This is a genomic window from Pseudonocardia sp. NPDC049154 (assembly GCF_040648315.1).
Taxonomy (GTDB): Bacteria; Actinomycetota; Actinomycetes; order Mycobacteriales; family Pseudonocardiaceae; genus Pseudonocardia.
This window is the reverse complement of sequence record NZ_JBEZDN010000001.1, coordinates 125,803-139,811: the sequence shown is the minus strand read 5'-3', so window position 1 is coordinate 139,811 and position 14,009 is coordinate 125,803. Positions and strand designations below refer to the sequence as shown.

At 71.9% G+C, this 14,009-nt stretch carries 17 protein-coding genes; 11 read left to right on the top strand and 6 right to left on the bottom strand.

All coding sequences use genetic code 11. The features are described 5' to 3' along the window. Positions 1–7: 7 nt before the first annotated feature. Positions 8–1,174: an acyl-CoA dehydrogenase family protein gene (locus tag AB0B41_RS00680; protein WP_233303353.1), complete on the bottom strand. Its 1,167-nt coding sequence runs from the start codon at positions 1,172–1,174 to the stop codon at positions 8–10. 92 nt (positions 1,175–1,266) lie between these two features. Between AB0B41_RS00680 and AB0B41_RS00675 the strand changes: the two genes are divergently transcribed. The 4 genes from AB0B41_RS00675 (at position 1,267) to AB0B41_RS00660 (ending at position 4,621) form a co-directional block, all read left to right on the top strand. Continuing rightward, positions 1,267–1,872, top strand: coding sequence for a TetR/AcrR family transcriptional regulator (locus AB0B41_RS00675; protein ID WP_358197366.1), 606 nt, complete (start codon positions 1,267–1,269; stop codon positions 1,870–1,872). A 182-nt stretch (positions 1,873–2,054) separates the two neighbouring features. Beyond that, the gene (locus AB0B41_RS00670) at positions 2,055–3,827 is read left to right on the top strand and encodes a helix-turn-helix domain-containing protein (RefSeq protein WP_358197365.1); all 1,773 of its coding nucleotides are present in this window, start codon (positions 2,055–2,057) and stop codon (positions 3,825–3,827) included. A gap of 64 nt (positions 3,828–3,891) precedes the next feature. Next, positions 3,892–4,401 (top strand): hypothetical protein, encoded by a 510-nt coding sequence (locus AB0B41_RS00665; protein ID WP_358197363.1) that lies wholly within the window; start codon positions 3,892–3,894, stop codon positions 4,399–4,401. 97 nt (positions 4,402–4,498) lie between these two features. Then, positions 4,499–4,621, top strand: a complete 123-nt coding sequence (locus AB0B41_RS00660; protein ID WP_358197362.1) for a hypothetical protein — start codon at positions 4,499–4,501, stop codon at positions 4,619–4,621. A 6-nt stretch (positions 4,622–4,627) separates the two neighbouring features. Here the strand turns inward: AB0B41_RS00660 and AB0B41_RS00655 are convergent, their stop codons facing one another. Then, positions 4,628–5,047, bottom strand: a complete 420-nt coding sequence (locus tag AB0B41_RS00655) for an OB-fold domain-containing protein (protein WP_358197361.1) — start codon at positions 5,045–5,047, stop codon at positions 4,628–4,630. Further along, positions 5,034–5,315: a hypothetical protein gene (locus AB0B41_RS00650; protein ID WP_358197360.1), complete on the bottom strand. Its 282-nt coding sequence runs from the start codon at positions 5,313–5,315 to the stop codon at positions 5,034–5,036. The genes AB0B41_RS00655 and AB0B41_RS00650 overlap by 14 nt, the downstream gene beginning before the upstream one ends. A gap of 548 nt (positions 5,316–5,863) precedes the next feature. Between AB0B41_RS00650 and AB0B41_RS00645 the strand changes: the two genes are divergently transcribed. Further along, positions 5,864–6,145, top strand: a complete 282-nt coding sequence (locus AB0B41_RS00645) for a hypothetical protein (protein WP_358197359.1) — start codon at positions 5,864–5,866, stop codon at positions 6,143–6,145. Between the two features lie 45 nt (positions 6,146–6,190). Here the strand turns inward: AB0B41_RS00645 and AB0B41_RS00640 are convergent, their stop codons facing one another. Next, entirely contained in the window at positions 6,191–7,501 is a 1,311-nt protein-coding gene (locus AB0B41_RS00640; protein ID WP_358197358.1) for an MFS transporter, read from the bottom strand. Between the two features lie 262 nt (positions 7,502–7,763). On the opposite strand from AB0B41_RS00640, the gene AB0B41_RS00635 reads away from it, so the two are divergent. The 6 genes from AB0B41_RS00635 to ribB are packed head-to-tail and all read left to right on the top strand — an operon-like array spanning position 7,764 to position 12,508. Further along, positions 7,764–8,090 carry an antibiotic biosynthesis monooxygenase gene (locus AB0B41_RS00635; RefSeq protein WP_233303360.1) on the top strand — a complete coding sequence of 109 codons (327 nt, stop codon included), beginning with the start codon at positions 7,764–7,766 and terminating at the stop codon, positions 8,088–8,090. Beyond that, positions 8,087–8,860 (top strand): enoyl-CoA hydratase-related protein, encoded by a 774-nt coding sequence (locus tag AB0B41_RS00630; protein ID WP_358197356.1) that lies wholly within the window; start codon positions 8,087–8,089, stop codon positions 8,858–8,860. The genes AB0B41_RS00635 and AB0B41_RS00630 overlap by 4 nt, the downstream gene beginning before the upstream one ends. A 9-nt stretch (positions 8,861–8,869) precedes the next feature. After that, complete coding sequence (locus AB0B41_RS00625) at positions 8,870–10,051, top strand: acyl-CoA dehydrogenase family protein (protein WP_233303362.1); 1,182 nt, start codon at positions 8,870–8,872, stop codon at positions 10,049–10,051. Between the two features lies 1 nt (position 10,052). Further along, positions 10,053–10,892: an SDR family oxidoreductase gene (locus AB0B41_RS00620; RefSeq protein WP_358197354.1), complete on the top strand. Its 840-nt coding sequence runs from the start codon at positions 10,053–10,055 to the stop codon at positions 10,890–10,892. Next, a complete protein-coding gene (locus tag AB0B41_RS00615) occupies positions 10,889–11,386 on the top strand; it encodes a flavin reductase family protein (protein ID WP_358197353.1) in 498 nt (165 codons plus the stop codon). Before AB0B41_RS00620 ends, AB0B41_RS00615 begins: the two co-directional genes overlap by 4 nt. Before the next feature lie 30 nt (positions 11,387–11,416). After that, the gene (ribB, locus tag AB0B41_RS00610) at positions 11,417–12,508 is read left to right on the top strand and encodes a 3,4-dihydroxy-2-butanone-4-phosphate synthase (protein WP_358197352.1); all 1,092 of its coding nucleotides are present in this window, start codon (positions 11,417–11,419) and stop codon (positions 12,506–12,508) included. Positions 12,509–12,515: 7 nt separating this feature from the next. On the opposite strand, the gene AB0B41_RS00605 is transcribed toward ribB, so the two are convergent. Both AB0B41_RS00605 and AB0B41_RS00600 read right to left on the bottom strand, forming a co-directional pair. Then, entirely contained in the window at positions 12,516–13,250 is a 735-nt protein-coding gene (locus AB0B41_RS00605) for an SDR family oxidoreductase (protein WP_358197351.1), read from the bottom strand. Continuing rightward, positions 13,247–14,008 carry an SDR family NAD(P)-dependent oxidoreductase gene (locus AB0B41_RS00600; protein ID WP_358197350.1) on the bottom strand — a complete coding sequence of 254 codons (762 nt, stop codon included), beginning with the start codon at positions 14,006–14,008 and terminating at the stop codon, positions 13,247–13,249. The genes AB0B41_RS00605 and AB0B41_RS00600 overlap by 4 nt, the downstream gene beginning before the upstream one ends. Position 14,009 lies beyond the last annotated feature (1 nt).

Below are 14,009 nucleotides of genomic sequence, written 5' to 3'. Positions count from 1 at the left end.
AGTCGGCTCAGTAAGAGCGCGGGAGGCCGAAGGACTCGGCGAGGTTCTGCCGGGCCATCTCGTTGCTGATGGGGGCGATGCGGAACTGCCGCAGGTCGCGCCAGAAGCGCTGGGCGTGGGTCTCGCTGGAGATGCCCATGCCACCGAGGATCTGGATGCCGCGGTCCGCGGCGGACACGGCGAGCTCGGAGAGGACCACCTTCACCATGTTCGCCTCCTGGTGGCAGTGCATGCCCGCCGCCTCGCGCCAGGCGGCGTCGAACACCATGAGCTCACCCTGCTTCTGGCCCAGCCTCGTGTCGGCGATGTAGTGCTGGATGATCTGGTGGCCGCCGATGACCTTGCCGAACGTCGTGCGGTTCTTCGCGTACTCCACCGACTCTTCGAGGATGCCGTCGAGCATTCCCAGCGCCAGGGCACCCGCCATGATCCGCTCGTTGTTGAGTGAGGCGAGCAGGACCTTGAACCCGTTGTGCTCCTCGCCGATGAGCTGCGAGTCCGGGACGAACACGTCGTCGAGGAAGATCTCGCACGAGCCCATCGCCCGCATCCCCAGCTTCGGGATGTAGCGCATGTCGATGCCGGGGGAGTCGGTCGGGACCAGCAGCAGGGTGGTCCGCGGGCGCTTGCCGGGTGCCTCGGCGTCTGCGCTGCGGGCCAGCAGCAGCAGGTACGTGGCCTCCTTGGCTCCGGTCGACCACATCTTCTGGCCGGAGACCCGCCACCCGCCGTCGACCTTCTTCGCGCGAGTGCTCATGGCGCCCAGAACGTCCGTGCCGCCGCTGGGCTCGGTCACGGCGATGGAGAAGCGGATTTCACCCTCGGCGAGCTTGGGCAGGTACTCCCGCTTCTGCTCCTCGCTGCCGCCGTGCACCAGTGCCTTGGCGCCCGCGAAGGAGGGGATCCCCCAGACCCAGGACAGGCCGCCGAGGCTGCGGGCGAGCTCGCGGGCCAGCACGGCGGTGTCGACGGCGTTGCCGCCCTGCCCGCCGTACTCCTCGGGGATGCCCATCGCGTGGAAGCCCGCCTCGGCCATGCCCTCCCACAGCTCGTAGGGGTACTGGTACTCGCGCTTCTCCAGCTCCAGCGCACGTTCGGGCGGGAAGTTCTTGTCCACCCACGACCGTACGGAGTCGCGGAAGGCGCGGCGGTCGTCGTCCAGGTCGAGCAGCATGACCACGACGGTAGGAGGGGACCCCCCGATCCGGTTGTCGCGTAACGCGACAGCCACCCGCGCGAGGGGTCTTCCCGATTATCGTGCTCGGTGTGGTGAGCCCGAGCAGCAGCGCGACTACGGCCCGTGGGGGCAAGCGGATCCGGCTGGACGCCGACGACCGGCGGGACCAGATCCTCGAGGGTGCCCGCCGGCTCTTCGCCGCGCGCCCGTACTCCAGCGTGTCCACGACCGAGCTCGCGACCGCCGCCGGCACCACGCGAACGAACCTGCACTACTACTTCGGCACCAAGAGGGAGCTCTACCTGGAGGTGCTGCGGGAGTTCGGACAGCTCCCCGCCCTGCCCGCCGAGGGCGCGGGCCGGTCGACCGGGCCCGCCGAGCTGGACCGCCTGTTCGCCCGGTGGCTCGACGTCCTGGAGGAGAACCCGCAGACCATCATGTCGATGATCGGGACGGTGGCACCCGGGGCCGACCCCGAGGTGGAGGCCGTCTTCCGAGACGGACGGCGGGCCTGGGAGGACCGCCTGATCGCGGTCCTCGAACTGCCGGACGAGACCTCGATGCGCGCCATGATCCGCAGCTTCCAAGGCATGGTTTCGACCGCCGTCGCCGAATGGCTCAACACCGGGTCGCTGACGAAGGACCAGGTCCACACGCTCCTGACCCGCACCCTGCTCGCCCTGGCCCCGCGATAGACCGGCGCGAACGCCCCTTATTGACAGCTTGTCAGTAGTCCGCCATCATCTCGTCAACGCGATGCCGCGGCCCGTCGTGGGGTTCGGCAGTGAGTCGTCGGGAGTGAACGTGGACAACGCCGTCGTCCCAGTCGTTCGCGAACGGGTCGTGTCCCCAGAGGCCGACCACGCGGAGGCCCCCCGTGGATGAGTGGGTCCGCGCCGTCCACGGCGCGCGAGACGTCCTCGGCGAGGCCCCCGGCCGGATGCCGGAGAAGGTCGGCCCCGTGCGGTCGGTGGTCTACGAGTCCTGGAAGCGCAGCAAGCTGCAGGGCCTCGAGCCGGACACCGTGGCGCCCAGCTACTACCCCGAGGTCGAGCTCGACTCGTACCTCACCCGGATCGCCGCGCCGCTGGTGGAGAAGCGCCGTGCGGCGCTCGACGCGGCAATGTGCGCGCTGTCCCTCACCGACCAGGACGGCCGGCTGCTGCGCCGCTGGGTGCCGGACACCGCGTTCGCGGGCCGCCTGGACTCGCTCGACGTGGCCCCGCGGTTCTCGGTCGCGGAGTCGCACGTGGGCACCACGAGCGCGATCTCGCTGCTCAGCGGCAAGCCCGTGATCGTGCGGGGGCCGGAGCACTTCTCGGAGGTCTTCCACTCCCTGACCTGCGCCGGTTCCCCCATCGTTCACCCGGTGACGCGGCGGATCGTCGGGAGCATCGACCTGACCTGCAAGCTCGCCGACACGAGCCCCTTCGTGCTGTCATGGGTGATGGAGCTGGCGGCGGACATCCAGGAGGCGCTGCGGAACGCGTCGTCCCGCCGGGAGCGCCTGCTGCTGGACTCCTACCTCGCCCACAACCGGGACGCCCGCCACCCGCTGGTCACCCTCGACCAGAACACGATCATCACCAACGCCGCGGCGGCCCGCCTGATCAGCGGGATCGACCAGGCCATGCTCTGGGAGCACGCGTCCAAGGCGATGGGGGAGAAGGCCACGGCCCCGCAGCCGATGGTGCTCACCGACGGCACGCGCGTGTCGATCGAGACCCGGCCGGTCAACGACGGGCCGGACATCGTCGGCGCCGTCCTGTCGATCAAGCAGGACGTGGTGCGCCAGCAGGTCCGCCCCGGCCACCGCGAGGTCCCGGCGCTGCCCGGCCTCGTCGGGCGGAGCCCGCGGTGGACCGCGCTCTGCGCCCAGGCGGCGCGGACCGCCCCCGTCGACCGGCTGCTCGTGGTCGGCGAGCAGGGCAGCGGCCGGGCGGCCGTGGCGGCCGCGCTGTCCCGGCCCGGGCCCGTCCGGATCATCGACGCCGCCCAGATCGGGGTGGTCGGGCTGGAGGCCTGGCTGCGCGACGTCGAGACCGAGCTCGACGGGCCGGACGAGAACCTCGTCCTCCGCCACGTCGACCTGCTGGAGCCGGGAGCAGCCCAGGCAGTCGACGCGGCCCTCGATCGCCGGACGACCAGGCGTCGGGTCATCGCGACGTCGGAGACCGGGCCGATCGGGCCCGGGCCCCGCAACCCCCTGCTGGACACCTTCGACGAGGTCCTGGAGGTCCCGCCGCTGCGCGACCGGATCGAGGACCTGCCCGCTCTGCTCGCTGCCCTCACCGCGCGCGCGGTCGGCGACGGGCCCGCTGTGCGCTGGATGCCGGACGCGGTGCAGGCGTTGACCCGGCTGGACTGGCCCGGCAACGTCGCGACCCTGGAATCGCTGGTCAGGGCCATGGTCTCGCGCTGTCGCGCCGGCTACATCGGTGCGCGCGATCTGCCAGCGGACGTCGTGGCGCGGGCGTCCCGGCGCCCGCTCGCCATGCTGGAGCAGGCCGAGGCCCAGGCGATCATGCGTGCGCTCAAGGACGCGGGCGGCAACAAGCATCGCGCCGCGGAGTCGCTGGGCATCGCCCGCTCGACGCTGTACCGGAAAGTGCGGGCGCTGGGCCTGGACCTGTCCACCGCGGCGTTCTGAGCGGGCGGCCGCGCCCGCTGTAGGCTCGGTGCGGCAGGCTGCGGGGAACGGGACGGACGACGGGATGAGTTGGGTGCAGTTGCGGCCCGCTCCTCCACGCCGCACGTTCGACGAGATCATCGGGCAGATCCGCGCGATGATCCAGAGCGGCGAGCTGGCAGCGGTGACCGGCTGCCGTCCGAGCGGCCCTCGCCGAGCAGTTCGAGTCAGCCGCAACACCATGCGCGAAGCGGTGCGGATGCTGGAAATCTCCGGCCTGGTGACGATCAAGAAGGGCGCTGCCGGCGGCGCGTTCGTTACCAGTCCGGATTCGGCCGCGATCGCGCTGCGGCTCGCCGACACCATGCACCTGACCGAATTCTCGCTCGCCGACCTCTCCGAGGCGCGGCTGTGGGTCGAGTCGATCGCCGTCCGGGTCGCGTGCCAGCGGATGACGGAGGAGGACCGCGACCGGCGGACGCGAACGTCGCGGAGTCCGTCCGCCTCTCCGACGAGGGGCGCTGTGAGGAGCGCGCCCAGGCTCCGCTGGAGTTCCATGGCCTGCTGGTCTACGCCTACTGCAACCCGATCCTGATCATCATGATGAGGTCGGTGCTGGACCTGTTGCGCGAGGTGGTCGCGGCGGTCAGCCCGTCGTCGGAGCGCAGCCTCGGAGGCGCGGGCGCGGGCTGATGCAGCGGGTTCTCGCGCGGGACGCCGACGGCGCGGTGCACGAGATGGAGGTGCACCTGCCCCGCCTGCACGAGCGGTGGCTGGCGGGGTACGAGGACGGGCGGACCACTCCGCCGTCCTGAGCGCCCTCAGCCGACGGGACGCGCCGCGACCAGCGTGAGGTTGCCGTAGGCGAGCGCGATGAGCTCGACCGGGCGGTCCGCGGCCGGCGCGTCGGCGAGGATCCGGGTGGCGATGCGGACGCCGTCGACGAGGTCGACGACGCCCACGATGTAGGGCACGTCGGCGGCGAAGGCCGACGGCGCGGCGTGGACGCGGGTCCAGGAGTACAGCGTCACGCGCCCGGTGAATTCGGCCCAGTCGACCATCCGGTACCAGCAGTGCGGGCAGAAGGGCTTGGTCGGGAAGGAGAACTGCAGGCACACCGCGCGGGTGCTCCGCAGGACCCCCGCGCGCAGCCCGTCCCAGAAGGACGCGGTGAACGCGCTGCGCCGGGCGAGTAGGGGCAGCCGCCGGTCTCGCTCAGGACGGGGATCATCGGGCGACACCTTCCAGCACGTGGACGAGCGCGGCGTTGCAGTTGCCGAGCTCGGCGCTGGTCAGGGCCAGCTCGGCCCCGGGCACCTGCCGCTCGCCCGCCTGTCCGCGCAGCCGCTCCAGCACCTCGACGAACGTGTAGAGACCGTTCGGTACGCGGGGGGCCCGCGCGACTGCAGCCCGCCAGAGGTGCAGACGGGGATCGACCGTGCGCCCCTCGGCGGCGGCCGACGCATCCGCACCCCGCTCCACCAGGCCCAGGGCCTCGCTGACCAGCACCTCGACGATCGTGCCACGGGGCGCCGTACACCTCGGCCAGGTCGACGTCGCCCGCGGTGATCCCCGCGAACCCCAGCGCACCAGCCCCCGCGACCTCGGCGGCGACGAGCCGGGTCTTGTCGCCCGGCATCTCGCTGATCTGGTGGGCGCCCTCGTGGAAGAAGCCCCCCCGGGGAGCCGGACGTAGGGACGCACCGTCGCGCGGGCCACCTCCCCAGGGGGCACCAGGCAGACCGCGCCGTCGCCGCGCGAGGGCACCTCGAACAGGCCCAGCGGCGCGACGATCATGGGCTGAGCGAGGACCTCCTCCAGCGTGATCGGGGTGCGGTACGACGTCGCCTCGATCGAGGAGTAGGTACCCGCACGGTGATCCCGCGAGCGCGCTTGTATCCGGACGAAAAGAGAACCGTTCAAGCTGATCGGCCTCACCAGCAGCGACCCGGCCGCCGCCGCTCGCGACGCGCGGGCGGCGGTCGACGCCGACCGGTTGGGCGGATCGCTCGCTCGGGTCCGGGCGGCGCCGCCGAGCACGGACGGAGCCCGCCGACATGACCGGCGGTCTCCTTGTCTGGACGTGCGCCGATTCCAACGGGACGTGGGCGAAGGAGACGGGAATCGCGACGGTCAGCCGCACCTACCGGCACCACTTCGCGCGGATTGCCGACCGTTTCCTCGCCTTGGGGACCCCCGAGGAGGTGGTCGCGACCCTTCGGAGGTACGAGGCCACCGGCGCGGACCGGATCATCCTCGCCCCCGCCTGCCCGGCGGCCGACCGGGCCCGGGTCGTGAGAGTCCTGGCCGACGAGGTTCTCCCGGCCGTACGTGTGTGACGGGACGACGTCGTCGGACCGGGTGAGGACCCGGCCCGACGACCGTCAGGCGCTCTCGCGGGCGGGGTTCGGCTTTGCCGCCGGGACCGGCCGGTAGCTCTCCTTGGTGGTGACGATCGAGACCAGCGTCAGCACGGCGGCGAGCGCCACAAATCCCGCGACCGCGTTGATGGTGCCGGACCAGGCCAGCAACGACGCGGCGATGAGCGGAGCGAAGCCACCCCCGATGACCGCGCCCAGCTGGTAGCCGACCGAGGCTCCCGAGTAGCGGACACCGGTGCTGAACATCTCCGTGAAGAAGGCGGCCATCGGCCCGTACAGGCCGCCGAGAACGACACCGGCGATTAGGGCCCCGACCAGCATGCCTGGCACAGTGGCGGTCTGCATGAGCCAGAAGAACGGGAAGGCCGACAACAGGGTTGCGATCGCGGCGGGCACCAGGACCTTCTTGCGGCCGATCCGGTCCGACAGGGCCGCAAATAGCGGGATCGTCAGCACGGTGGCCGCACTGGAGATGAGAATGATGGTCAGGATCGTCGAGCGGGCGACGCCGAGGGTGCCGACGTAGGACACCATGAACACGATCAGGATGTAGTAGTACACCTGGATCACGAGGATCATCCCGCCGGATTGAAGGATCTGCAGGGGGTGGGTCCGCAGGGCCTCGATGAGCGGCGAGCGCTTCCGGGTGGGCGCGGCCGCGCCGGCGGTCGGTGCACTGTCCTGCAGCGCGCGGAAGTCCGGGGTGTCCTCGAGCTTGAGCTGGACGTAGAGGCCGAGCCCGATCACGATGACGCTGAGCAGGAACGGAACCCGCCAGCCCCACGCGGCGAAGGCCTCCGCGGGCAGCACCGCGATGAGGACGAGGAAGACGACGTTGGAGAGGATGACCGCCAGCGAGGGGCCCATCTGGGCGAAGCTTCCGTAGAAGCCACGCTTGTGGGCCGGGGCGTTCTCGGTGACCAGCAGCATGGCCCCGCCGTACTGGCCGCCGATGGCCAGGCCCTGCACACACCGCAGCAGCACCAGCAGGATCGGAGCCGCGGCCCCGATCGTCCCGTAGGTGGGCAACAACCCGATCAGCGTCGTGGCGACGCCCATCATCACCATCGCGACGACCAGCAGCTTCTTCCGGCCCATCCGGTCGCCGAAGTGGCCGAAGACGATGCCGCCGACCGGCCGGAAGAGGAACCCGACCCCGAACGTGGCGAAGGCGGCGAGGGTGCCGAGCACCGGTGACACGGAGGGGAAGAAGACGGTGTTGAAGACCAGCGCCGCGGCTGTCCCGTAGATGTAGAAGTCGTACCACTCGAGCGTGCTCGCGGAGAGCGCCGCGCCCGCCACCCGGCGCAGCACCCTCTCGGGCGGTGCCTTTCGGCCTTCCGCGCCCCCACCGTGCTCATCGACCACTGTCGTCACGCCCCTCCAGACAATGTCCGGCGCCGTCGCCGGATCGGGTGACGCGAAGGGTAGGGAGCGGACGGACGGTACAGATGTCGCAGAACGGGACGGCCGGACCGGGCTGGAGCGGAATGCAACACCGGCCGGTCCGCGGTGCCACTTAGCGTCCCTCCCGGAGTGCGGCACCGCCGCTCACTCGCGAGCCGAAGGAGTCCTCGTGGCCGAATCCGTCGTCGTCGTCGCCACCGTCGTGCCGAAGCCCGGCCGCGAGGCGGAGACCGAAGCGGCCTTCCTGGCCGCGGTCGCCGCCACCCATGCCCAGGACGAGGGCTGCGAGCTGTACGCGCTGCACCGGTCGGTCCGCGGGCCGGATGGCTTCGTTGTCATCGAGAAGTGGGCCTCGACCGAGGCGCTCGCCGCGCACGGCGCCGGAGCGGCGTTCACTGCGCTCTCGGCCCGCTTCGAAGACCTGCTGGCCGAGCCGCTCGGCGTCACCGTGATGGCGCCGATCCCCGCGGGCGACGAGAAGCTCGGCCTGCTGTGACCGCGGGTGACGTCGGGTACGACATCGTCGACGGGATAGCCACCTTGACCCTGGACCGGCCCGAGGCGCACAACGCCCTGACCGTCCATATGGTCCGGCGCTTCGCCGAGGCCAGCGCCGCAGCCCAGGCCGACGACGACGTGCGCGTCGTGGTCGTGACCGGGGCGGGGGACAAGGCGTTCTGTGCGGGCGGTGACCTCGGCGAGCTGATTCCCCGGCTGACCACGGGCGAGCTGGAGATCCTGACCCCGGACCCGACCAAGCGGTTCCTGTCCGACGTGGACAAGCCGGTCGTGGCGGCGGTCAACGGGCTGTGCGTCGCGGGCGGTTTGGAGCTCCTGCTGGGGACCGACATCAGGGTCGCCGCGGACGGCGCGGTGTTCGGGCTGCCGGAGGTGCGCTGGGGCCTGGTGCCCGGCGGCGGCTCCCATGTGCGGCTGCCGCAGCAGGTGCCCTGGGCGTTCGCCATGCAGCTGCTGCTCGGTGGCGACCACGTCGGGGCGGAGCGGGCCCGCGAGGCCGGGCTGATCAACGAGGTCCTCCCGCGGGCCGACGTCCTGCCGCGCGCCCACGCGATCGCGGCCGGGATCGCCCACAACGCTCCGCTGGCGGTGCGCGCGGCGAAGGAGATCGCCGTGCGTGCCCTGGCGAACGAGCCGCGGTTCGCGCTCGAGTACGCGCTCAACGCCCGCGTGGTCGCCTCCGAGGACGCGCGGGAAGGCCCGCGCGCCTTCATGGAGAAGCGCACACCGAAGTTCGTCGGACGGTAGGAGTCCTCGATGACGGTCGATCTCGTCCCCACCATCCATCCGGACCACCGTGAGCTCGTCGCGTCGGTCTTCGACGCGGTCGACGGTGTGCTGGCCGCCTGCCCGCGCACGCTCTACCTGCAGCGGTCCCGGGACCGCGAGCACGCTCCCGAGCTGTGGGAGGCGATCGTCGCGGCCGACCTGCTGGCCATCGGCGTACCCGAGGAGCTCGGCGGCGCAGGCGGCGGGCTGACCGGGTGCACCGCGGTGATGGAGGCACTCGCCCGGGCGGGTGTGCCGCCGCTGCAGTACTCGCTCACCACGTTCTCCCGCGAGGCGATCCTCCGACACGGCTCGGAGCGTCAGATCAAGGACCACGTGGTGTCCACCATCAGCGGTCAGCGGCGGTTCTGCCTCGGCGTCACCGAGCCCGAGGCGGGGACGAACTCATTCGCCGCGCGGACGATCGCCCGCCCCGTCGAGGGCGGCGGCTACCGCATCACCGGTCAGAAGGTGTTCATTTCCGCAGCGGACGAGTCCGACCACATCCTGCTGCTCGCCCGCACCGCACCTTACGGCGAGCCGGTCGGCCGCCGCTCGGGATTCGGGCTGTTCGCCGTCGATCTCGGCTCCCCGGGGATCGAATTGCGACGCCTGGACATCGAGTGGCACGCACCGGAGTACCAGTTCGAGGTCTTCCTCGACGACGTCGAGGTCCCGGCGGAGGCGTTGATCGGCGAGGAGGGCCTGGGCTTCGACCATCTCCTCGCGTGCCTCAACCAGGAGCGAGTGACGATCGCCGCCTGGGCGCTCGGGCTCGGCGAGTACGCCCTGGCCAAGGCGGTCGAGTACGCCAAGGTCCGGGCGCCGTTCGGAACCCCGATCGGCGCGCACCAGGGCGTCCAGCACCCGTTGGCGCTGGCCAAGGCGGAGATGGAGGCGGCCCGGCAGGTCATGTACTCCGCGGCCGCGGAGTACGACTCGGGGCGGGACGCCGGGGCGAAGGCGAACATGGCGAAGCTGCTGGCCAGCCGGGCCGCCCTCGCCGCGGTCGAGGCCGCGATCCAAACCCACGGCGGGTCGGCGTTCGTCTACGAGACCGACGTCGTGACGCTGTGGCCGATGATCCGCATCCTGCAGATCGCCCCGCTGAACAACGAGAGCATCCTGAACTACATCGGCGAGCGCGTGCTCGGCCTGCCGAGGAGCTGAGATGGCGAAGGAGTACTGGCGGCCGGAGGACGTGCCGGAGACCTTCTACCGGCCGGGAAGGACGGCGTTGCCCGCGCTGTTCGACCTGACCGGACGGGTCGCGGTGGTGACCGGTGCCGGCGGCGGGCTCGGCCGGGAGTTCGCTCACGCGCTGGCGGCCGCCGGCGCCCGCGTGGCCTGTACGGACCTCGACGGCACGGCCGCGAAGCAGACCGCCGACGCGCTGCGCGACCGCGGCGCGACCGCCCTGGACCTCGAGCTCGACGTGACCGAGGAGGCCGCCGTCGACGAGGCGTTCGGCCGGGTGGACCGGGAGCTCGGCGGGTTCGACGTCCTGGTGAACAACGCCGGCATCGGCGACCCGCGGTCGGTGCCCCTGCACCGGGTGCGGACCGCGGACTGGCAGCGGGTCCTGGACGTCGACCTCGGCGGGGTCTTCCTCTGCAGCCGCGCCGCGCTGCGGATCATGGCGGAGCGGCGGGCCGGGAAGATCGTCAACGTCTCGTCCATGTTCGGCCTGACAGGCGCGCGGATCTCGCCGATCCCGGCCTACTCCGCCGCCAAGGGGGCAGTGGTGAACCTGACCCGCGAGCTCGGGCTGCAGTACGCGAGCTCGGGGATCCAGGTCAACGCTCTCTGCCCGGGGTTCGTCCGGACGGGGCTCTCGGGCGGCGTCTACTCCGACCCCGACTTCCTCGCGCGGCTCACCGCCCAGGTGCCGATGGGACGGATCGCCGAGCCAGCCGAGCTGGCAGGGGCGCTGCTCCTGCTCAGCACGGCGGCCTCGGACTACATGACAGGACAGACGTTGGTGATCGACGGAGGGTGCAACGCAGGATGATCGGGATCGAGCCGGTGCCGGCTGACGGTGCGCAGCTGCGGCAGGCCTTCGGATGCTTCCCGTCCGGAGTGACCGCGGTGTGCGCGCTGATCGACGGTGTCCCGGTGGGGATGGCCGCGAGCTCGTTCACCTCGGTGTCGGTGACGCCGCCGCTCGTGTCGGTGTGCGTACAGGACACCTCGACGACCTGGCCGAAGCTGCGTGGCCGCACGCGGCTCGGGGTGAGCGTCCTGGCGGAGGGGCACGACGCCGTGTGCCTGAGCCTGTCCCGCAAGACCGGCGACCGGTTCGCGGGCGTGGACTGGGTCGCTGCGCCGGACGGTGGGGTTTTCGTCCACGGGTCGAGCGTCTGGCTGGATTGCTCCCTCCACGCGGAGCTCCCGGCGGGCGACCACGCCATCGCGCTGCTCGAGATCCACGGGCTCCGGGCCGAACCGGACACCGCGCCGCTCGTGTTCCACGGCAGCCGCTTCCGGCGGCTCGCCGCAGTCTGAATCACCCCTCGCGGAAGGACGCACATCGTGGTGAGCACCGTCTCCGACCGGGTCAGCAGGGCCGTCGCGGCGATCGCGGCGGGTCGCGCGGTCGTCGTGGTGGACGACGAGGACCGTGAGGACGAGGGCGACCTGATCTTCGCGGCCGAATGCGCGACCCCTGAGCTGATGGCCTTCACGGTCCGGCACACCTCCGGATACGTCTGCGTCGCGCTGCCGGAGGAGGAGTGCGAGCGGCTGGCGCTCCCGCCCATGCACCACCGGGACGGCGATCGGTTCGGCACGGCGTACCGCGTCACGGTGGACCTTGTGGGCACGGGGACGGGCATCTCGGCGGCGGCGCGTGCCCGCACGGTCGCCGCGCTCGGTTCGGCGGACGTGACCGCACAGGACTTCGTCCGGCCCGGCCACGTCGTCCCCTTGCGGGCCCGCGACGGCGGGGTGCTCCGGCGGCCCGGGCACACCGAGGCCGCCGTCGACCTCGCGCGGCTGGCGGGACTGCGGCCCGCGGGGGCGCTCTGCGAGATTGTCTCTCGTGAGCGCCCGGGGGAGATGGCGCGCGGCGGCGAGCTGGTCCGGTTCGCGGCCGAGCACGGGCTGGAGATCGTCTCCATCGCCGAGCTGATCGCCCACCGTCGACGGACCGAGCCGCAGGTCGAGCGGGTCGCTGTGACCTCGCTTCCCACCAGCCGGGGCGGGCTCCGGGCGATCGGGTACCGCACGCTGCTCGATGGGGCCGAGCACGTGGCCCTCGTCGCCGGTCACCTCGACGGGCCGGACCTCCCGGTCCACGCGCACACCGAGTGCCTGCTCGGCGACGTCTTCGGTGGGTTGGGCTGCTCCTGTGGCGCCGACCTCGACAACGCCGTCGCGGACATCACCAGGGCAGGACGCGGCGTCGTCGTCTACACCCGGTCGACGGGGGCCGTCCGCGGCTGCGGGCTGTTCGCGCCGCTCGACGAGGGCGCCCGTCGGGCGTCCGCGGAGGTGGCCGCCACCGTCGTCCTGGACCTCGGTGTCGTCTCCGCGCGCACAACGGACGAAGTCCTGCGGGACACGCTGCACAGCTACGGCCTGCGGGTCGACGGCGGAACCGTCGCCCCGCAGGCCGTGGCGGGCTGACCCGCGGTCAGGCCCGCCAGAGGTGCGGGCCCGGCCGCGTCATCGGGATGCTCGGCACCACGACCGAGCGGCCGAGCCGGGTGAGGGCCACGACCAACTCCGCGACGTCCGCCGGGTCGATCATGGCACCGGGGTCGACCTGGTCCGCGAGCGGAGCGGTCATGTCGGTGGCGACGTAGCCGGGGCAGATCGCCGTCGCGGCCACGCCGGCCTCCGACTCCTCGGTGTTCAACGTCTCGCACAGGGACGTCAACGCGGCCTTGCTCGCGCCGTAGGCGGAGTTGAGCGGTTCGGCGGCGACCCCGGTCAACGAGGACACCGCGATCACCTTGGCTGTGCCGCGATCGCTGGCTGCCGTCTTGCGCAGCACCGGCAGCAGCCGCTGCGTCAGGACGTAGGCCGACCGGACGTTGATCGCATAGAGCTTGTCGAAGCGGCGGGCGGGGAAGTCGGCGAACGGGCCGATCGAGCCCATGCCGGCGTTGAGGACCAGGGCGTCGAGCCGCCCGTACGCCTCGACGTGGGCGTCGGCGAGGCGCACCACGTCCTCCTCCATACCCATGTCGGCGGGGACGGCGCGAACTGCGTGCCCGTGGGCGGACAGCAGGCCCGCACGCTCCCGCAGCGGGCCCTCCGAGCGCGCGGAGACGGTCAGGTCCCAACCCGCGGCAGCCAGCTTGTCCGCGATCAGCGCGCCGATCCCGCGGGAGGCACCGGTGACGAGCGCGGCGGGGGCGCTCATCGCGGCGCCATCCTAATCGCCCCGTCAAGCCGGATGGTCTCGCCGTTGAGCATGGGGTTGGCGACGATGTGGGCCACCAGATCCGCGTACTCGGACGGCTCGCCGAGCCGTGACGGATGGGGGACCTGGGACTCGAGCGAGACGCGAGCCTCGTCACTCAGACCCCGCAGGATGGGCGTGGCGAACATGCCCGGCGCGATGGTCATGATCCGGATTAGGTCCCGGGCCAGGTCCCGGGCGATCGGCAGCGTCATGCCAACGATGCCGCCCTTCGACGCCGAGTACGACGCCTGCCCGATCTGCCCGTCATAGGCCGCGACCGAGGCGGTGTTCACCACGACACCCCGCTCGCCGTCGACCGGCTCGGTCGCCCGGATCGCCTCGGCCGCCAATCGGATGACGTTGAACGTCCCGATGAGATTGATCTCCACGACACGGGCGAACCGCTCCAGCTCCAGCGGGCCACTCCTGCCGAGGGTGCGGGCCGGATCACCGATCCCCGCACAGTTCACCGCCACCCGCAGCGGGCCGCGCTCGCTCGCCGCCGCGATCGCCACGCCGACCTGCTCGGGGTCCCGGACGTCCGCCGCGACGAACTGCGCCGCCGGGCCCAGCTTCTCGGCCACCGCAGGCCCCGACGACGAGGGCAGGTCGACCACCACGACGTCGGCGCCCTCGTCGAGCAGCTTCTCGGTCGTCGCGAGCCCGAGCCCCGACGCCCCTCCGGTCACCAGCGCGACCGCTCCGCGTATCCGCACA

Bases quoted from the DNA above. Each gene is read 5' to 3' on its own strand.
- AB0B41_RS00680 (WP_233303353.1), bottom strand. From the start codon at position 1,174: ATGCTGCTCGACCTGGACGACGACCGCCGCGCCTTCCGCGACTCCGTA.
- AB0B41_RS00665 (WP_358197363.1), top strand. From the start codon at position 3,892: ATGAGTTGGGTGCAGTTGCGGCCCGCTCCTCCACGCCGCACGTTCGAC.
- AB0B41_RS00660 (WP_358197362.1), top strand. From the start codon at position 4,499: ATGCAGCGGGTTCTCGCGCGGGACGCCGACGGCGCGGTGCACGAGATG.
- AB0B41_RS00645 (WP_358197359.1), top strand. From the start codon at position 5,864: ATGACCGGCGGTCTCCTTGTCTGGACGTGCGCCGATTCCAACGGGACG.
- AB0B41_RS00625 (WP_233303362.1), top strand. From the start codon at position 8,870: ATGACGGTCGATCTCGTCCCCACCATCCATCCGGACCACCGTGAGCTC.
- AB0B41_RS00620 (WP_358197354.1), top strand. From the start codon at position 10,053: ATGGCGAAGGAGTACTGGCGGCCGGAGGACGTGCCGGAGACCTTCTAC.
- AB0B41_RS00615 (WP_358197353.1), top strand. From the start codon at position 10,889: ATGATCGGGATCGAGCCGGTGCCGGCTGACGGTGCGCAGCTGCGGCAG.
- AB0B41_RS00605 (WP_358197351.1), bottom strand. From the start codon at position 13,250: ATGAGCGCCCCCGCCGCGCTCGTCACCGGTGCCTCCCGCGGGATCGGC.